16 protein-coding genes are annotated in these 20742 nt (G+C 39.8%); 4 read left to right on the forward strand and 12 right to left on the reverse strand.

Annotation, left to right across the window (positions count from 1 at the left end; translation table 11 throughout):
* Positions 1–450: 450 nt before the first annotated feature.
* Complete coding sequence (locus LOC50_RS06970; protein WP_069439418.1) at positions 451–2412, reverse strand: oxidoreductase; 1962 nt, start codon at positions 2410–2412, stop codon at positions 451–453.
* 322 nt (positions 2413–2734) lie between these two features.
* On the opposite strand from LOC50_RS06970, the gene sppA reads away from it, so the two are divergent.
* Positions 2735–4600, forward strand: coding sequence for a signal peptide peptidase SppA (sppA, locus tag LOC50_RS06975; protein ID WP_250653876.1), 1866 nt, complete (start codon positions 2735–2737; stop codon positions 4598–4600).
* Between the two features lie 69 nt (positions 4601–4669).
* Positions 4670–5680, forward strand: coding sequence for an asparaginase (gene ansA, locus LOC50_RS06980; protein WP_036982799.1), 1011 nt, complete (start codon positions 4670–4672; stop codon positions 5678–5680).
* A 67-nt stretch (positions 5681–5747) separates the two neighbouring features.
* Here the strand turns inward: ansA and gnd are convergent, their stop codons facing one another.
* Positions 5748–7121 carry an NADP-dependent phosphogluconate dehydrogenase gene (gene gnd / locus LOC50_RS06985; protein ID WP_036982800.1) on the reverse strand — a complete coding sequence of 458 codons (1374 nt, stop codon included), beginning with the start codon at positions 7119–7121 and terminating at the stop codon, positions 5748–5750.
* Between the two features lie 350 nt (positions 7122–7471).
* On the opposite strand from gnd, the gene pyk reads away from it, so the two are divergent.
* Positions 7472–8908 carry a pyruvate kinase gene (pyk, locus tag LOC50_RS06990; protein ID WP_036982801.1) on the forward strand — a complete coding sequence of 479 codons (1437 nt, stop codon included), beginning with the start codon at positions 7472–7474 and terminating at the stop codon, positions 8906–8908.
* A 60-nt stretch (positions 8909–8968) separates the two neighbouring features.
* Here the strand turns inward: pyk and LOC50_RS06995 are convergent, their stop codons facing one another.
* From LOC50_RS06995 to thrS, 10 genes are all read right to left on the reverse strand, one after another.
* Entirely contained in the window at positions 8969–9793 is an 825-nt protein-coding gene (locus tag LOC50_RS06995; protein WP_250653877.1) for a LytR/AlgR family response regulator transcription factor, read from the reverse strand.
* Positions 9790–10863, reverse strand: a complete 1074-nt coding sequence (locus tag LOC50_RS07000; RefSeq protein WP_008110465.1) for a sensor histidine kinase — start codon at positions 10861–10863, stop codon at positions 9790–9792. Before LOC50_RS07000 ends, LOC50_RS06995 begins: the two co-directional genes overlap by 4 nt.
* Positions 10864–11121: 258 nt before the next feature.
* Positions 11122–12678 (reverse strand): SulP family inorganic anion transporter, encoded by a 1557-nt coding sequence (locus tag LOC50_RS07005; protein ID WP_008110467.1) that lies wholly within the window; start codon positions 12676–12678, stop codon positions 11122–11124.
* A gap of 114 nt (positions 12679–12792) precedes the next feature.
* Positions 12793–13251 carry an Lrp/AsnC family transcriptional regulator gene (locus tag LOC50_RS07010; protein ID WP_008110469.1) on the reverse strand — a complete coding sequence of 153 codons (459 nt, stop codon included), beginning with the start codon at positions 13249–13251 and terminating at the stop codon, positions 12793–12795.
* Positions 13252–13335: 84 nt separating this feature from the next.
* Positions 13336–13977, reverse strand: a complete 642-nt coding sequence (locus LOC50_RS07015; protein ID WP_036982802.1) for an MBL fold metallo-hydrolase — start codon at positions 13975–13977, stop codon at positions 13336–13338.
* Position 13978: 1 nt separating this feature from the next.
* Positions 13979–15796 (reverse strand): M14 family metallopeptidase, encoded by a 1818-nt coding sequence (locus tag LOC50_RS07020; RefSeq protein WP_036983458.1) that lies wholly within the window; start codon positions 15794–15796, stop codon positions 13979–13981.
* A 306-nt stretch (positions 15797–16102) separates the two neighbouring features.
* Positions 16103–16465, reverse strand: coding sequence for a 50S ribosomal protein L20 (gene rplT, locus LOC50_RS07025; RefSeq protein ID WP_008110477.1), 363 nt, complete (start codon positions 16463–16465; stop codon positions 16103–16105).
* A gap of 15 nt (positions 16466–16480) precedes the next feature.
* Positions 16481–16681: a 50S ribosomal protein L35 gene (gene rpmI / locus LOC50_RS07030; RefSeq protein WP_004587840.1), complete on the reverse strand. Its 201-nt coding sequence runs from the start codon at positions 16679–16681 to the stop codon at positions 16481–16483.
* 212 nt (positions 16682–16893) lie between these two features.
* Positions 16894–17454 (reverse strand): translation initiation factor IF-3, encoded by a 561-nt coding sequence (gene infC / locus LOC50_RS07035; protein ID WP_008110479.1) that lies wholly within the window; start codon positions 17452–17454, stop codon positions 16894–16896.
* 59 nt (positions 17455–17513) lie between these two features.
* Positions 17514–19424, reverse strand: coding sequence for a threonine--tRNA ligase (gene thrS / locus LOC50_RS07040; RefSeq protein ID WP_036982803.1), 1911 nt, complete (start codon positions 19422–19424; stop codon positions 17514–17516).
* 566 nt (positions 19425–19990) lie between these two features.
* On the opposite strand from thrS, the gene LOC50_RS07045 reads away from it, so the two are divergent.
* Complete coding sequence (locus LOC50_RS07045) at positions 19991–20437, forward strand: DUF3010 family protein (RefSeq protein ID WP_010389888.1); 447 nt, start codon at positions 19991–19993, stop codon at positions 20435–20437.
* Positions 20438–20742: the final 305 nt, after the last annotated feature.

Here is a 20742-nt window from a genome sequence, read left to right on the forward strand (position 1 = left end):
AAAAAGCACACAAATAATATCGCAACCCAAATAGCCGTGTATTTGTGCCATTACAAAGTGGCGCTCGCCTTTTGCGTGTAATACCAATCCGCAATAATACTTAATCATTTTACGGGGCTAAACGTGTCGCTATCTGTGTTAAAAAATTCTCATTTAGAACAACTAAATAGCAAATTTTTTGCCTAGCTATCAACACGTTTTTCCAGCCTCAAAATAGATCACTTAATTAAGCGAATTGGTATAAATAATTAGGTCGAACTAATGAGAGGCTTTATAGATTTAATTTTGCCAGTTAAGCGTTGTAGCCGAGACACCATTGAAAATCGTAATAGCGTATTTATTAGCTATACAAGGAATGGGGTAAGGTAAAAAACAACAATATAAGGGTCTGATTATAAGTTAACTATCTTTAAAAAATAATCAGACCCGTGTACTTACTTAAATTGCATATTAGATACTGCGTGCAACTTGTAAGGCTTCGAATATAGCGCGCTTGGCATCAATAGCCGCTGCTAGTTTAGCGCCACCAATAACATGAACCTTGGCATTCTCTGCTTGCGCCTTAAATAGTTCGTCATTAGACACTTGGCCAATACAAGCAATCACAGTATCAACTGGCAATACTTGTGTTTCGCCAGCAACACTGATAGTTAGGCCGTTTTTATCAAAACGATGGTACTGGCAATTGGCAATTTGCTTAACGCCATGTTGTTTAGCAACTTGACGATGTATCCAACCGGTTGTTTTGCCTAAATCACCACCAAAGCGCCCTTCACTGCGTTTAAGCATATAAAGTTGACGCTCATCTTTATGAGGCTGAGCATCGCACTCTATTCCCCACTGGGTTTTAAAGTCGCTGATACTTTGTGATTTATGTTCACTTAAAAATGCCACCATATCAAAACCGATACCGCCTGCGCCTAAAATCGCAATCGAATTACCAAGTTCAACCTCACCGCGAATGACTTCATCGTAGGCAAAAACACGTTTGTCATCACTACATTCTATAGAGGCTTCACGTGGCCTTACACCCGTGGCAAAAACCACATCATCAAACTGGCTTAGCATACCGTCATCAAATGCTTTGCCTAATTCAACGGTGACGTTTAAACGCTTAAGTTCATTGGTAAAATAAGCCAATGTATGGTTAAAGTCTTCTTTACCTGGTATCTGCATGGCTAAATTAAACTGCCCACCCATATGCTGCTTTTGGTCAATAAGCGTTACATTGTGACCTTTTTGCGCTAAGTAGCAACTTGAAGAAAGCCCAGCAGGACCCGCTCCAACCACTAATACATTTTTAGCTGTTGCGGCTTTTTCTAGAGGGTAATCAAGTTCAAAACCCGCTTGTGGGTTAACTAAGCACGTAGCACGTTTACCTTTAAATACATGGTCTAAACAGCCCTGATTACACCCTATACAAATATTAATATGTTCAGAGCGCTTGGCTTGATATTTATTAAAAAAATCGGGATCTGCAAGTAAAGGGCGCGCCATAGAGATTAAATCAGCCTCACCCGCCGTTAAAATATCATTAGCAATCTCTGGTGTATTAATGCGGTTTACGGCAATAACAGGCACGCTAATGACATCTTTCAAACGCTTTGACGCTTCTTTAAATGCGCCTGGGGGTACCATGCTTGCAATTGTCGGTACCCGTGCTTCATGCCAACCAATGCCAGTATTAAAAATATCAACACCTGCTTTTTCAAGTGCAATAGCTTGTTGTGTTACTTCCTCAGGAGTTGAGCCATTAGGAATTAAATCGATTACAGACAGTCTAAAAATAATTAAAAATTTATCTGAAACTTTAGCTCTTACTGCTTTTACAATCTCAACAGCTAAACGCATTCTGTTTTCAAGACTACCACCAAACTCATCGTCTCGTTTGTTTGTATGCGGTGCCATAAATTCATTAATTAAGTAACCTTCAGAGCCCATCACCTCAACGCCATCGTAACCTGCTTTTTCTGCTAAATATGCAGAGTGAGCAAAATCTTTAATGGTTTTTTTGATTGAACTTAAAGACATAGCCTTAGGTTTATAGGGATTGATCGGTGCTTTTATAGCACTTGGGGCTTGATTGAATGGATGATAGGCATAGCGCCCAGCATGCAATAACTGCAGGCAAATTTTACCACCATGTTGATGAACAGCTTGTGTATAAGCACGGTGTTTAAAAACATCATAATAACTATTAAATGATGATGAAATAGGCGTTAACTTGCCGCGAAGATTAGGGCTATATCCCCCCGTAATGAGCATTGCTGTGCCACCTTTAGCACGTGCTTCATAAAAAGCACGTAGGCGTTTACGATTATGCCACCCCTCTTCGAGGCCGGTATGCATTGATCCCATTACTAAACGGTTGCGTAGTTGTGTGTGTTTTAGTTCTAATTTTTGTTCTAACATCCTGTGCCCCAATAACTGGTCTAACCTGTGTGCATTTAGTCAATTCTGCTTTAATGACCAACAATAAGCAATATATGAGCAGATTAAACTTAATAATTTTTTAACTTAAAACCTGTTGACTGCGTTTATCTTGACCAATAGCGTGAGTTAAAAGTAGTGACTACAGCCATAATTTCAGTAATTATTTATTAAATAAACACGTGTTTAATTTCAAGTGTAATTGAATTTATAAATGTTTCGTTACGATTTAGCAGTTAAATTTATTTATATTCTACGCTAAGATGGCAATAACGTTTTAGCTGTACCAATTTAAGGAGCTATTTTGATAGCAAAGGTATTTAAAGGTATATGGACGGGGATCAACTTCTCACGTCGTTTAATACTCAACGTATTGTTTTTATTTTTGGTCGTTATTTTTATCGTATCGGTATCAAGTGACGGTGATAAAATTATTGTCGAAGAGGGCTCTGTTCTTAGACTTAACCTTAATGGCCCTATTGTCGAAGAAAAAACCTATATAGACCCTGTTGAAGCCGCTATTAATGATGCAACGGCCAGTGCTGACTCACCCAGTGAAATATTGCTCGACGATGTAGTTGAAGTAATTAATCAAGCAGCACAAGACTCGCGTATAAGCGCTATTTTGCTTGATTTACAAGAAATGCCAAAAGCACATTTAAATAAGCTCAAACAAATTACACAGGCACTTGAAACATTTAAAGCAACCGGTAAAAAAGTGATTGCCTCAGGGTATTACTACACCCAAGCACAATATTACATTGCCGCACATGCAGACGAAATTGCGATGCATCCTTATGGTAGTGTGCTTATTGAAGGCTACGGTATGTACCCGCTTTACTTCAAAGACGCATTAGAAAAATTAGAAGTCACTCAGCATATATTTCGTGTAGGTACCTTTAAATCGGCCGTTGAACCGTTTATCAGAAACGATATGTCAGAGGCAGCTAAAGAAGCTAACCGCGTATGGCTAGGTGCTTTATGGAATGAATATAAGCAAGACGTGAGTGCTGTACGTCCTTTTGATGAGTCAAACTTTGATGAAACAATGGATGTTTATTTAGCTAAAATGCAAGCCGCTAATGGTGATGCCGGTAAATATGCACTGGATAACCAATGGGTTGATTCATTAAAAACCAATCAGCAAATTCGCCAACAATTAATTGAATTGGTTGGAGAAAATGAAGATGGAAAAACATTCAAACAAGTCTCTTTTGGTGAATACTTAAGTTTAGTAAAACCGCCTATTGAGTTTGATAACCCTATGACTGAAAAAGTCGCTGTTGTGGTTGCTAAAGGCACTATTGTTGATGGTGAACGCCGTGCTGGTGAAATTGGTGGTGATTCAACTGCAGCCCTCCTTCGCAAAGCGCGACTTGATGACAAGGTTAAAGCGGTGGTTTTACGTATAGATTCAGGCGGTGGCAGCATGTTTGCCTCAGAAGTAATTCGTGCTGAAGTACTTGCACTTAAAGCTGCTGGTAAACCCGTTATTGCATCAATGAGCTCAGTAGCTGCATCAGGCGGTTATTGGATTGCATCGGCGGCCAATGAAATTTGGGCAGCGCCGAGTACAATTACCGGTTCAATTGGCGTATTTGGTACCTTTATGACATTTGAAGATACTCTCGCTAAAATAGGCGTGTATTCAGATGGCGTAGCGACCACCGAATTGGCAGGTTTTTCAATCACTCGCCCACTTAACGAGAAAATGGCTAAAGTTATTCAAATGAGTGTTGAAGAAGCGTATGTACGCTTTTTAGATGTGGTTGCTGAGGCACGTAATATGACCCCAGAGCAAGTTGATAAAATTGCCCAAGGTCGGGTATGGATTGCCTCTCAAGCTCAAGAGCTTGGTTTAGTTGATAAACTTGGTAATAAACAAGATGCGATTAAAGCAGCTGCTGAGCTTGCTAAGCTTAACTATTATGACGTTAAAACAATTAAGCAATCGCTTAGCCCACAAGAAAAAATGCTTCAAGATATCTTCAGCAGTGCCGCCGTTAAATCAGTACTTGGGCTTGAAACACAAAAAACAGCAGTATTAGCCAGCCAAGCTAATCTGCAAAGTGTTATTAAACAATTAAGCAGTGAAGTAGAAAACCTAAAAGATTATAACGATCCACAAGGTGTTTATGCCCGCTGTTTAGAGTGTACAGTTGCACAATAGTGCCTTAACAGGCTGTATTGATTAGCAGTTAGCGTTATACTAAGCCTAGTTTTTTTACTGGGCTTTTTTATGAAACGTAAACGCATTTATATCGCTTACACTGGCGGTACCATAGGAATGAAAAAATCAATTCGTGGCTATATTCCTGCTGAAGGGTTTTTAACCGAAACCGTGGTTAATAACGCAGAGTTTAATCGTGAAGAAATGCCATTATTTGATATTCATGAATACTGCCCACTTATAGATTCTTCAGATATGTCACCGACTCATTGGCAACTCATCGCCGATGACATAAAAAGTAAATACCAAGATTACGATGGCTTTGTGGTACTGCATGGCACCGATACTATGGCCTATACTGCATCAGCTCTATCGTTTATGTTTGAAAACTTAACTAAACCTATTATTGTAACCGGCTCACAAATTCCGCTGTCTCAATTACGCTCAGATGGTCAAGTTAACCTCCTTAATGCCATGTATTTAGCGGCTAACTACCCCATTGCAGAAGTCAGCTTATTTTTTAATAATCAGTTGTTCAGAGGCAATCGTGCAACTAAAGCCCATGCAGATGGGTTTGATGCATTCGCCTCACCTAACTTAGAGCCGCTTGCGCTTTCAGGTATTAATATTCAGCTGATCAAAGGGCAATTAAGCCCGTATGTAGAAAATGAACTCCAAGTTACCCCTATTACACCGCAAGCTATTGGCGTGCTGTATTTATACCCAGGGATCAGCAAAGAAGTAGTAAAAAGCTTAGTTAATGGCAATATTAAAGCCCTCGTACTGCTAAGCTTTGGCGTAGGCAATGCGCCACAAGACCCTGAGTTTTTAGATATTCTGGATGAAGCAAGTAAGCGGGGGGTTATAATTACTAATTTAACCCAATGTTTAAAAGGTCAAGTGAACATGGGCGGTTATGCCACGGGTAATGCGCTGTTAAACATAGGCGTGATCAGCGGTTACGATATGACCTTAGAAGCATGCTTAACTAAACTGCATTACTTATTTAGTCAAAACCTAGAAATCGAAACAATTCGCCATTTAATGCAAGATAACCTGCGTGGTGAGCTGACCCGTTAAGTAATCAGTTAAGCAAATAACAAAAAAGGACGCTATATAGCGTCCTTTTTTGTTTACTTAGATTTTATTAACGAACTTTTGCGTCAATATCAACTAAGTCAGTTAAATGACACGTTTCACCACTGTGAGTTTTAATGCCGTGCTCACCAAAGTAATCACGCTGGGCTTGAACTAAGTGCCCATTACTTGGTGTTGTTAGCGTAGCTAAGTAGGTTTGTGTTGCACTAAGCACAGGAAACGCCAGACCCGTCATAACGGCTTGGCCAGTCACTTTACGCATCGCTAATGACTCTTTTTCAAGCGTGTCAATAAACTCAACGCCTTGCGCTACACTATCAAGGTAATCAGCACGGATAATACACCCTGCACGCCATGTTTGTAGCGTTTTCGCTAAATCAACTTTCCATTGATGAGTTCGTGAAGCGCCTTTAATTAATGCAAGTCCTTGACGGTATGCCAACAGGCTCGCAAGGGTAAATGCATCTTTAAGCTCGTCTAAATCAATATCTACTTGCGTGGTATTTTGTGCGCTGTACGTCATTTCTTGTGCGGCAGTGGTATTACACGCATTGGTTAAATGACGAGCTTGTACAGCAGCCACTAGCGACGGTACCGCAATACCTAATTCAAGGGCGTTTTGTGCTGTCCATAAACCGGTGCCTTTTGCGCCTACTTTATTGTCAATTAAATCTACAAGCGGCATATTATGCGAATTTTCAAGTGATAAAATATGGCTTGAAATTGACAGTAAATAGCTATTTAGCTGCCCTTGAGACCATTCGTTAAATATCTCTGCAATTTCTTTAGGTGAGCGATTAGTGCCGTGACGAAGTAGCTGATACACTTCAGCAATTAGTTGCATGAGTGCGTATTCAATTCCATTGTGAACCATTTTTACAAAATGGCCGCTGGCTGACTGGCCCACACGCGCAAAACACGACTCGCCTTTATAGCTTGCAGCAACCTTTGTAAACCATGGCTCGACACGCTCCCAGCCACCTTCAGAACCACTGGCCATCATAGCTGGACCGTGACGTGCACCCTCGGCACCGCCTGAAATACCCATAGTGGCAAATTCAAACTTATCTTGGTATTTGAGCTTACGGTTAATACCGTCTTTGTAATTACTGTTGCCACAATCAACAATAATGTCACTACACTGAACACCCGCTTCAATAAGCTCGTTGCAAACCGCATCAACTAACTCACCAGCAGGCACAAGTAATAAAATAGAACGCGGTGCTTCTAAACGCCTAACCATATCCCCTAGATCAGAGACAATGTGAAGTTTATCAGCCATGCCTTGTGATTTAGCACAACTTAGTAATTCTTCACCCGCATTTGGGTTTTTGTCATAAGCGACAAGCGTTATCCCTTTTTCAATCAAGTTCAGGGCAAGATTTTTCCCCATAACGCCTAACCCTACTAATGCAACTTGCATTTAGTGCCCTCCTCGGTAACAACTATTTGGTTAGTAAATTAAAATAATACCGCGTGCATTATACTCAGACCGCAGCCATGAGCAAAGCTACATGCATTTATTACAGTTAAAATAAACGCCGCAATTATATCAAACAACCGCTCTCTCAGGGGAAGAAATAGCAGTGCTATTTAAATTTTTAGATCATTGACGCCCTGTGACACCGGTGTCATAATGATGACATATTCATTTTGTATATAATAGTCGCAATGTTATAAAAATTGCATAAAACTAAAGATTGCTCTTTATTAGTAATCGCTAAAAACAAAATAACCGTCAACTTGCTTAAAAAAAGCACACAGGAGAATTTAATGTTAAGACGTACAAAAATAGTCGCGACACTTGGACCTGCAACAGATAGAGATAATAACTTAGAAAAAATTATTCGTGCAGGCGCAAATGTCGTTCGATTAAATTTCTCACACGGGGTTGCACAAGATCACAAAAACCGTGCACAAGCTGTTCGAGATATTGCAACTAAACTTGGTAAGCACATCGCGATTCTCGCTGACTTACAAGGCCCAAAAATTCGCGTTTCAACCTTCAAAGAAGGCAAAGTGACCTTATCTGTTGGTGCAAAATTTATTCTTGATGCCAAAATGGAAAAAGGCCAAGGCGATATTAACGCCGTCGGTATTGACTACAAAGAGCTACCACAAGATGTTGCCCCTGGTGATTTATTGCTATTAAACGATGGCTTAATTCAACTTACCGTAGAAAGTGTTGAAGGTCACTTAGTTCACACCATTGTGACTGTTGGCGGCGTACTTTCTAATAATAAAGGGATTAACCGTTTAGGTGGTGGCTTAACGGCACCTGCATTTACGGAAAAGGATAAGGAAGATTTAATCACTGCTGCTGAAATTGGTGTTGATTACATTGCGGTTTCTTTTCCTCGCAGTGGCGATGATATGCGTTATGTACGTTCATTAGCGGAGGCTGCAGGCTCTAATGCACAGCTTTTAGCTAAAATTGAGCGTGCTGAAGCAGTAGAAACACAAGAAGCAGTTGATGACATTATTTTAGCGTCTGACGCTGTTATGGTTGCCCGTGGCGACTTAGGTGTTGAAATTGGTGATGCTGCACTGATGGGTAAACAAAAACTTATTATTCGTCGTGCTCGTTCATTAAACCGTACCGTTGTAACCGCTACGCAAATGATGGAATCGATGATCGATAACCCTATGCCAACACGCGCAGAAGTTATGGATGTTGCCAATGCAGTACTTGATGGCACAGATGCAGTGATGCTTTCTGCTGAAACAGCCGCTGGTGATTACCCGGAAGAAACCGTTGCGACTATGGCGCGTGTTTGTTTAGGTGCTGAATCGCAAAAAGAAACACACGTTTCTAAACATCGTTTAGACAGCCGTTTTTCTTCTAATGCCGAATCAATTGCCTTATCAGCTATGTATGCAGCTAACCACTTAGACTCTGTTAAAGCGATTATCACCCTTACTGAGTCAGGTAGCACGGCAAAATTGATGTCGCGTATTAGCTCTGGACTGCCTATTTATTCACTTTCACGTCATGCAAGTACATTAGGTCAAACAGCACTGTATCGTGGTGTTTACCCTGTATTTTTTGACTCTACAAAATGCGAAAAAGATAGCATGGTTAAAGATGCATTAAGCACACTCGTAGCCGCAGGCTCTTTACAAGCAGGCGATACCGTGATCATTACCCACGGTGATGCGATGGAAACGATCGGTGCAACCAACACGATGAAAATAGTCACGGTTTCGTAATCGTAACACGCATAAAAAACGCGAGCTAAAAGCTCGCGTTTTTTATGCTATTTATTAAAGTTAGCTAGCTAATGCTGCTTTTACTTTATCACGGTAACTTCTACTTACTTTAAGCTCTTGCCCGTTATCTAACACTAATAAATATTCACCACTAACCTGAGTTACCAGCTTGCTAATTTGTTTGGTGTTAACAATCGCGCTGCGATGAACACGTACAAATAGGCTTGGATCCAATTCTTGTTCAAGCTCTTTCATAGTTTTACGTAATATATGCGTTTGCCCATCTTGGCAGTGCAGACACATGTAATCACCTGCCGCATCTACCCATTGTATAGTAGCAACAGGTACTCTGACAATTTCCCCCTGCTCTTTTACAGCCAATGATTCAGGATAGCGGCGATCAGTTAAAGTATCGCCAGTGGCTAATTTCTTTAGAATTTCTTCGCAGTTATTACCTGTTATCCCTGCTACGAAACTCGCTAGTTTTTTCTTATGGGCGTTATCCTGCTGAGTTTTTAAATAGGTATGCACTTTTTCTACCGCCTGTTTTAATCTGTTATCATCAACGGGTTTTAAAATGTAATCTAAAGCATGAATTTCAAATGCTTTAACAGCAAAGTGATCAAACGCCGTAACAAACACAATGGCAGGTAAATCTTTACTGCTTTCACTTAAAGCACGTGCGACTTCAAAACCGTTCATACCAGGCATTTGAATATCAAGAAAGACAAGATCAATTTTTTCTTTTTTACAACTTTCAATCGCATCAAAACCTGAGCTACACAGTTTGATCACTTCAATATCAGAAAACTCTTCAAGCCTGACGGCTAAACCTTTACGTGCTAATGGTTCATCATCAACAATAAGCGTTTTTATTCTTGTCATTTCTTCACAGCCTTCTCAAACGGGACACGCAGATTAACTTTTAATCCACTTGGCGTATTATGTGATAATACAAACGAGTAATTATTTTCGTAGAGCGTTTTTAATCTGTCTCGGGTGTTTGCCACCCCTACGCCTTGTGCATTAACTAACTGACCATTTTCAATATCAGTGCCAGGCCCATTATCGCCCACTTCAAGTAATAATTCATTAGCAAAAACTTGCGCTTTTATATCAATAACACCACCTTCTGACATATGGGCAATGGCGTACTTAATGGCATTTTCGATGATCGGTTGTAATATTAAGCTTGGCACTAATGCTTGTTTGGCCTGCTCACTCACGTCCACATTAACTTGTAAGCGCTCATCAAAACGTACACGTTCAATTTCTAAATAGAGCATTAATGCATGTAACTCTTGCTCCAGCGGCACTTTTTTAATTGGATCAGTATTAAGCGTATAGCGTAAAAAGTCACTCAATTTAGATACCATCAAGTTAGCATCTTTATTTTCTTTTACCAAAACTAAGGTTGATATTGCATTGAGCGTATTAAACAAAAAATGAGGATTTAGCTGGTATCTAAGCATTTTTAACTGCGCTTCGTGCGCCATTGTGGTCGCTTTTAAGGCTTTTTGGCGTTCACTTTGTAATAACTGGTAATACTTAACACCAAAGTACAAACCACTCCAACACAAAATAATATAAACAGAATCAAGTCCTTGTTGTAAATAATAAAACCATTCTTCAGGACGGTATCCGTGGCGATAAATTTCCCACAGGTTAAACTTTTGCACCACGGCCCATAATGTACCGGTTATATAAGAGGCGCCAAATACAACAATAATTAATACCCAAGGTGAGGCATTCCAAATTTTGCGATAAATATAACGCAGAGGCACAGTCATTAAACAGCCCGCATAGGCGTTTAGTAAAATAACGAATACGTAAATATCACGCATTTCGAATACTTTAGAACCAATGTAGTTAACTAACGCATAACCTATCCAGCCTGCAATTTGCAAAAGCCAGAAAAAACGTTGTCTGTTATCAATTAAAGACTGCCAATTCAAAATTAATTATTACCTTGTAAATTTGTCACTATTATATCGATTTATCGTCAGGTATAGCACTACCAACTGTCTTACTTTTTAATAGCCCTATCGCAAACAATAAATTAAATAAATACAGGATGGATGTTCAGTTCTGGTTTAGTTGTTACATTAGACATACTAAAACTCGTGTTGCAATTACCCCTGGCGGATGGTTTAAAACGCATAAAAAAAGCGAAAGGCATCCACCTTTCGCTTATCAATGTTTACTTTTATTTTTTAAGCAAGCTTATCTGAAGCAACTTTATAAGTCGGATCTTCAATTACGTTCACTTCAACTAAGTCACGTGCTTTATGAAGTAGTTCTGTACAGTCTTTACTTAAGTGACGCAAGTGCAGCTTTTTACCCGCTTTATTGTATTTGTCAGCTAAGCTGTCGATGGCCTCAATCGCACTATGATCCGCAACGCGGCTGTATTTAAACTCAACAATCACATCTTTAGGGTCGTTCTTAACATCAAATAAATCAGCAAAGTTTTTAACCGAACCAAAAAATAAAGGCCCATGTAGCTCGTACACTTTTGAACCTTCTTTATCAATATAGTTAGTTGTGTAAATATGTTTTGCATGCTGCCATGCAAACACTAACGCAGAGACAATAACACCTACACACACCGCAATCGCAAGGTCGGTAATAACCGTTACACCCGAAACTAATACAATTACAAAAGCATCAGATAAAGGCACGCGTTTCATCATTTTGAAACTCGCCCATTCAAATGTACCCAGTACCACCATAAACATAACTCCAACTAATGCGGCCAGTGGAATCATTTCGATTAAGCTTGAAGCGAAGATAATAAATGCCAGTAACATCAATGCGGCACTAATACCTGATAAACGCGAACGTCCACCTGAATTAATATTGATCATGGATTGGCCAATCATGGCACAGCCACCCATTGCACCAAAAAAGCCACATGTGACGTTGGCCGCACCTTGGCCAATACATTCTTTATTAGAATGGCCACGGGTTTCTGTAATTTCGTCAATCAAGCTTAGCGTTAACAGCGATTCAATTAAGCCAATTGCTGCTAAAATAAGCGCATATGGAAAGATAATTTGTAGTGTTTCTAAATTAAAAGGCACCATAGGAATATGAAACTGTGGTAAGCCACCGGCAATGGTTGCAGCTTCATTTCCTGTCATGCCTTTTAAGAAATCAAGTACCGTACGTGCTTCTAAATCAAGACCAATCACTAAACCCGTTACAGTAACAATAGCAACCAGTGATGAAGGCACCGCGGTAGTTAATTTTGGTAAGAAGTGAATAATTGCCATCGTTAGCGCCACTAAACCTAACATGATGTAAAGCGCACTGCCCGTCATCCACATTTGGCCGCCAGCACCATCAGGCACTTTAAACTGTCCAAGCTGGGCTAAAAATATAACAATCGCTAAACCGTTAACGAAACCGAGCATAACAGGATGTGGAACCATACGAATAAATTTACCGAGCTTAAATACCCCAGCCAATATTTGTAGTAGCCCCATCAGCAACACAGTGGCAAATAGGTATTCCACTCCGTGATCAAGTACTAAACTTACCATCACAACCGCTAATGCACCGGTTGCACCCGAAATCATACCCGGACGACCACCAAAAATAGCCGTAATTAAGCCCACAATAAATGCAGCGTATAAACCAACAAGAGGTTCTACATTTGCAACAAAGGCAAATGCAACAGCTTCTGGGATCAAGGCAAGTGCCACGGTCAATCCAGAGAGAATATCGTTTTTAGCAGAGCTTGGCGCTCTGCTGAGTAAGTTAAACATTGAGTTCCTCAGTTTTATTTCGCTAACAAAAAAAGCGCTAGATTTTATCGAATTAGCGCTCATTTCACAATTATAGTTAATTCAGCCTGTGTGTTTTTAGCTGCTTAGTAAAGTTTAAAGTGGCAGTGCTGTGCTTCGTTTAACACACGTCATGGTCACATTAGAATGAACCTCTTGTACATATTCTAAGCTAAGCAAGTTATCGCGTACAAAGTGCTCATAACCTTCTATGCCTTGAGAAATAATACGCAACATAAAGTCCATAGTGCCAGCCATGGTGTAACATTCAGTCACTTCATCATAGCTAAGTATTAATTTTTCAAACTCAGCTAAATTCTTTTTACCATGGTTTGATAAACGTACATGGGCGTAAACCAACATATCAAAGCCCAGCTTTTTTTCATCAAGCAATGCGACTTTACTTTTGATATAGCCATCTTGTTCTAATTTAGCAATACGACGCCAACAAGGAGACTGAGAAAGTCCGACTTTGTCTGCAATCTCAGCAGTTGATAAACTTGCATCTTGTTGTAAAAGTGCCAATATTTGGCGATCTACGTGATTTAGAGACATTTTATTTCTTATTTATCTAATAAATTGGTTAAATTATACAGCCTTTTTAAAAAGCAGTCTGCTTATTTTTAACAAATATGCACATCAACCAAACTGGCCACTTACAAATGGGTTAGTAGCCTGTTCATGAGCAACATGGGTGTTGTTACCATGGCCACTTAAAATTGCAGTGTTCGGTGGTAATGTCATGATATGTTGCACTATAGAGTCGATTAGCTGCTTGCTGTCGCCTCTAGGAAAGTCGGTACGCCCTATTGAACCTTTGAAAATAACATCCCCGACGATAACCGTATTGTGTGCTTGTTGATAAAACACAACATGCCCTGGTGTATGCCCTGGGCAATGAAGTACTTTAAATTCAAGCAGCCCAACCTTGATACTATCACCATGAGCTAACCATTCATCAGGATAGAAGGAATTGATCGGTTTAAAGCCAAACATAGTGGCTTGCATCGGTAAATTGTCGAACCAAAAACGTTCATCCTCATGAGGTCCAATCATTTTTACCTTGTGTTGCTCGCGTAAATTATGCGCAGCGCCCACATGATCTAAATGCCCATGGGTTAACCAAATCGCTGCCAATGATAAATTATGCTGCTTAAGTGCTGCATTAATTTTGTCAGCATCACCGCCAGGGTCAACCACGACAGCTTGCTGGGTTTGTTCACATACTATAATGCGGCAATTTTGCATAAACGGGGTTACGGGAATAGTGATTATTTTCATCTTATATTTCTTTATCTTTTTGCGCTGGAATAACTATATTCTCTTCGTATGACATTAAAATTGGGTATTTTAAATAAGCTTGATCATAAAATGGGCTATGCTCATATAACCAATTTAAACGTGCATCAGCGTTCTTAGCAAAGTCTTTATCCTGGTTTACTTTTTTATCAAATTCTTGGGCTAATTTTGGGTCATCAGCAAGCATTTTTTCAGCAAACGGTATCAAAGCATAATTTTCCATATATTCAGTGCGCTGAAAAATACTATTAAACTCCCCCCAAGCAAAAAATGAATCTGGTGCCTCAGGATGTAGCAAGTGGACAGCTAACTCTCCTACCTTTTGCTGTGTACTCACTTCAAACCAACCATCTAAATCCACATTTGTAGCTGGTACATAATCAAAACTAGCCGACACTCTAAAACGCCCTTCAAATGGCGCTTTATCAAAACTATATTGCGCTACTTTTGCCATTTTTAATGGCTGAGTGTTGGCACCACTGAGCTTATTAACTGACACCCCATGCAGGACTAATTTCTCAATAATATCGGTGTAAACAGGTGGAATAAAAAATGATTTTGGTACTTCAACCCTGTGCTGCACCTCTTTTTGCCAAAAAATAGGCAGCTTGTCATAATCTTGTTTTTTACCCAAATAGCTTACTTCTTGTTGATTTGACAATGGGCTCAGGCTTTTAGAATAAGCAATACCTTTAAACGCGATATGATCAGGCTGCTCAGAGTAACCACGCTTAACAATTAATTGCTTAGGAACAAATTCTTGTTCTTTTTTTACTGCATTAGCGAGTTTATCTTTATGCGCTGATAATGCTTCAATAGCACCATCTATAAACACATAAGTCCCTAACACGCGTTGTTTGTATGGCTTTAAAGAATGGTTTTCAACTAAAATGGTAGGCAATGACTTTAAATCACCCCACCCGTTTGAAAACCGCGGTGTGGCAACCCAACCGGCCAGCCCCGATTTAAATTCTTGCTTATCCATAACGAACACTAAAGGGCCCGGAATATGGCCTTGCTCAGCGAGAGTTTGATCAATCACTGGTTTAAAATAACGGTTAAGCGCATCTGAAATGGCAGGCGACTCGCTAGCAAATACTGGGTTATAGCCGTAGGTGACATCGTATTGGTAATCAGCCCCATCAGTCACATGTACGTCTATATATAAATTCGGATTATAATCGTTAATGACTGCAAGTACGCTTTTAACCTCGGGGGTATCTAATTTAGTGAAATCACGATTTAAATTAAGATTATTTGCGTTTGTTCTAAAACCCATTTTTACTGGGCCGCGCTGATTGATTCGATTAAACGCACTACTACGCTCGTGACCATCAACGTTTAATATTGGAATAAATAAAATGTTTACCTTTTTTAATATATCGCGTCGTTTACCCGTAGCAATATCTCTAAGCAACATAAACATTGCATCTTTACCATCAATCTCACCAGCGTGAATACCAGCCTGAATAAGCACGGTTGGTTTGGTGCTATTGGCCATTTGCCCCGCATTAAAAAAACCTTGTTCGCTGGCAATCAACATTTTTATTGCTCGTTTACTATTACTATAGCCAATCGTTTTTGATTTAAATTGAGTGGGATTCGCCGCTACCAACCTATCAACAAATGCCATGGTATCAGCATAATTAGGAGACGAGACACCCGCAGAAATTTCAAAGTCTGTGGTTAAAGGTCCCTGTTGTTGTAATAGTGAGGTACTACTACCTTCCCATGGTAATAATGGCGGTAAATGATCGCTATTTGCCATACTTGCAGATAAAACCAATAAACTTATAAACATATACTTCTCTAGCAAACGCATTAATTAAAGAAATTATAGCAATTAAAGCTTTTTAGATGCCAAAACTGCGGTGGTTCAACAAAAAAATGCAGCCAACTGCAGTTCCCTTTGATTATTTGCTCAAGTACTGATAAAAACATAATTAATATCAACCTTAAGAGCAACAATGAACATGCCTAAAATTCTGGTTTAGCTAATTTAAGTTAAATGGATACACGGCACTAAAAGGTATGACATAGCTAAAACAGTAAATTACAGGCACAAAAAAAGGAGCCATGGGCTCCTTTTCATTACTTATACAAAAACTTAAGCTGCCGCTAGGCCTTCTTTTGCTTTTGCTACAAGCGCTGCGAATGCAACTTGGTCGTAAACAGCGATATCTGCAAGGATCTTACGATCGATTTCTACAGATGTCTTTTTAAGACCATTGATAAAACGGCTGTAAGACAGACCATTTTGACGTGAAGCAGCATTGATACGTGCAATCCATAATTGACGGAAAGTACGTTTCTTAGCACGGCGGTCACGGTAAGCGTATTGACCCGCTTTAGTAACAGCCTGGAAAGCTACGCGGTAAACACGTGAACGTGCTCCGTAGTAACCTTTCGCTTGTTTTAAAACTTTTTTGTGACGTGCACGTGCGACAACGCCGCGTTTAACTCTTGCCATTTCTAAAAACCCCTATTAAGCGAATGGTAACATACGTGAAACTAGACCATGGTCATTTTTATGAACCATCATCTTAGGACGTAGGTGTAACTTACGCTTAGAAGTTTTCTTAGTCAGAATGTGACGAAGATGCGCTTGTTTACGCTTGAAACCGCCAGAAGCAGTCTTTTTGAAACGCTTAGCTGCGCCTCTGTGACTTTTTAGCTTGTAAGCCATTGCAATAACTCCAATTGTATTGCTTTAAAATTAGTAAGAAGGCGTGAGATATATTGCTATAGCTCCACTTTAAAGGCCTAACTTACTGCTATGTTCCGGTGAAAACCCGATATAAATACCGCAATTTTACTTTAAAACCGGTTAACTCAGGTGGACATTTTCATATCACTTGCAAACCTGAGCTAAATTCGGTGCGTATTATCGCCTAATTATTACTTTTTAGCAACCGGTGCCATCATCATAACCATTTGACGACCTTCAACACGATTTGGGAAAGACTCAACAACTGCTAACTCTTCTAAATCGGTTTTAATACGGTTTAATAATTCGATACCAATTTCTTGGTGAGCCATTTCACGACCACGGAAGCGGATAGTTATCTTAGCTTTATCGCCAGCTTCTAAGAACTTACGTAAGTTGCGCAGCTTAACCTGATAATCGCCTTCATCCGTTCCCGGACGGAATTTGATTTCTTTAATCTGGATTTGCTTTTGCTTTTTCTTCTGCTCTTTTAGTTCTTTGCTTTTTTCAAAGATGAACTTACCGTAGTCCATAACCTTACAAACAGGCGGCTCAGCATTTGGACTGATCTCTACAAGATCAACACCCGCTGCATCAGCCATAGCTTGCGCGTCTTTTAATGACTGAATTCCAGCTTGTTCGCCGTCGATGTCGATTAAACGAACTTCTAGCGCTGTAATTTCTTCGTTAATACGATTTTTTTGAGCTGTTTGTTGCCCTTTCTTGCCGCCTCTAATGGTACGTTCCTCCAAGAATATCAATAATATAAGCGTGTAGTTGGCCGTTTGTGATTGCCCTACACGCTCGATTTTTACTGTCGATTTTTGATTTCTTCACTGATTTTAGCGATAAAATCATCGACATTAAATTTGCCTAGGTCTTCACCTGTGCGAGTTCGTACTGCTACTTGCTGTTGTTCAACTTCTTTATCGCCAACAACCAGTAAGTAAGGAATACGCTTAAGTGTATGTTCTCGGATTTTAAAGCCAATCTTCTCATTTCTCAAGTCAGCAGCGGCTCTAATTCCAAGTTTATTTAATTTTTGTACAATTTCCTGCACATAAGGTGCTTGTTTATCGGTGATATTCATAATCACCACTTGCTTAGGCGCAAGCCACGTTGGGAATAAACCAGCGTACTCTTCTGTTAAAATACCGATAAAACGCTCAATAGACCCTAAAATAGCGCGGTGTATCATAACAGGTGTGCGACGTTCGTTATTTTCAGCTACATAAGTAGCGCCCAAACGACCCGGTAATGCAAAATCTAGTTGCACTGTACCACACTGCCACGCTCTGTCTAAGCAATCGTACAAAGTAAATTCAATTTTAGGGCCATAAAACGCCCCTTCACCTGGTAAATAATCAAATTCAATGTCATTTGCTTTAAGTGCGTCAGCAAGTGCAAGCTCTGCTTTGTCCCACATTTCATCTTCGCCAATACGTTGCTCTGGGCGAGTTGAAAGTTTAACAACAATTTTTTCGAAACCAAATGTTTCATAGGTATCGTAAACCATTTTAATACAGGCCGATACTTCATCCATGATTTGCTCTTCTGTACAAAATACATGAGCATCATCTTGGGTAAAGCCGCGTACACGCATTAAGCCATGAAGCGCGCCTGATGGTTCATTACGGTGACAACAACCAAACTCTGCCATACGTAGTGGTAAGTCACGGTAAGATTTTAAACCTTGGTTGAAAATTTGTACGTGGCCTGGGCAATTCATTGGTTTAATTGCGTATTCACGCTTTTCAGATTCAGTGGTAAACATTGCCTCTGAATATTTTTCCCAATGCCCTGATTTTTCCCACAAAGAGCGATCCATCATCATTGGACCTTTCACTTCTTCGTATTGGTACTCACGTAATTTTTCACGCACAAAGTCTTCTAGCTCGCGGTAAATGCTCCAACCATCGTTGTGCCAAAATACCATACCTGGCGCTTCTTCTTGCCAGTGCCATAAATCGAGTGCTTTACCGATACGACGGTGATCGCGCTTCTCAGCCTCTTCTAAACGCTTTAAATACGCTTTAAGTTGCTTTTTATCGCCCCATGCTGTGCCGTAAATACGCTGTAGCATTTTGTTTTCACTATCACCGCGCCAGTATGCGCCGGCCACTTTCATAATTTTGAAGTTTTGACAAAATTTCATGTTTGGCACATGAGGACCACGACACATATCGATGTATTCTTCGTGATGATATAAACCTGGACGGTCATCTTTTGCGATGTTTTCGTCTAGTATTTCAATTTTGTATGTTTCGCCACGCGCTGCAAAAGTGTCGCGCGCTTCTTGCCAGCTAACGGTTTTTTTCACTACGTCGTAGTTTGTTTTTGCAAGCTGTAGCATACGTTTTTCAATGGCATCAAGATCATCTTGAGATAACGAATGTTCCATATCAATATCGTAGTAAAAACCGTTATCAATTGTTGGACCAATCGCCATTTTTGCATCAGGGAAAAGTTGTTTAACAGCATGACCAATTAAGTGCGCACACGAGTGGCGAATAATCTCTAGGCCATCGTCGTCTTTTACGGTAATGATCTCAAGACGAGAATCGTCACTAATTAAATCACACGCATCTACGCGTTCGCCATTAACACGACCCGCAATGGTGGCTTTAGCAAGACCAGGGCCTATATCGTTTGCTACATCAAGAGTGCTTACAGGGTTTTCAAAACTACGCTGACTACCGTCAGGAAGAGTAATAACTGGCATTATAAATCCTTACATACAGTGGTGACACCTACAATGTATCACGTGTATTTTTAATTAATTAAATGAGAATGACTCGACAACGCTTTTACGAATAAGCATTGACTATTTTTCGCCGTAAATGGCTAATGTAGATGCTGAGTCTGCTCAACTACAAGAAAGTTATTGTCGCGTGCTGCAGCATTAATTACAAGTTTTAAGCTATTAAAAACCACCCAATTTTACCATAAAAGTGCAATTAATAACGTTTAATAAGAGTCTGTTGAGTTTTCAGTATTAGGATTTGTTCAATCTAGGGGCGATTTAGTTAAAGCCCGGGAGCTATCACCTGGTGCTAAGTAAAAATTGAGCAACGCTCACACCTGTTTAAAGTAAACAAACCATAGCGCTGTCTTAGCTAAAAAAAAGGAGGGCTGCACATTTAGCCGCAAAGATAAACAGACCTTGTTACATCAAAATGACGAATGGACGTTAAGCGCTAACAATAACACCACTGTAAGTGCTTAAACTCGCATTTTAATGCGTGTTGCGTATAATAACGGGTAATTAAGTTATAGTAGAGATTAGCAATGAGAACATGTGGTGTAGAAATTACCGGTAGTGATGTACTACTTTGTATTTTAAGTAAAGATAATGACGTTTTTGATATTCGTGATGTACGCCAAACACGCTTTACCTTAGGTAACGGTAACGACACTGAAATAATGCGTAAGTTTCAGTTTGATTTTGCCAAGTTAATGCAAGATTACCAAATTGATTCGGTTGCCATTCGCGAACGCCAACCTAAAGGTAAGTTTGCTGGCAGCGCTAAAGGATTCAAAATGGAAACCGCTATTCAGTTAATCGATAATCTCGATGTACGCGTGTTTTCAACCACCGAAATAAAAGAACAAGTAAAACGTAATCCAATCCCCATCGCGTTTGAAGACACCGGTCTGAAAAAGTATCAAGAAAATGCATTTGTTAATGCTTACGTTTACATCATGAAAAAAACGTATCGCAGCGACGAAATGTAAATTAATTACACCCTCATAAAAACGCGTATTCGCTAGAGAGTACGCGTTTTTTTTGTTTAAATTCTATATAAAAACAGTAATACCAATTCGCTCAACTAAGTGATCTAATTTGAGGGAGGAAAATCGTGTCGATATCAAGGCAAAAATTTCGTTAGTTAGTTGTTCTAAATGAAAAATTTTTAACACAGCTAGCGTCTGATTTGCCCCCTCAAAATGATTTAGTATTATTGCGGGTTAGTATAATACATTAGTCTAACCCCCTTTCCTTTGTCGACAATTCGTGTTTATTTAAGCAGCAGGCCTCT

The sequence above is a fragment of the Pseudoalteromonas sp. SCSIO 43095 genome, assembly GCF_023650455.1.
GTDB lineage: Bacteria > Pseudomonadota > Gammaproteobacteria > Enterobacterales > Alteromonadaceae > Pseudoalteromonas > Pseudoalteromonas tetraodonis.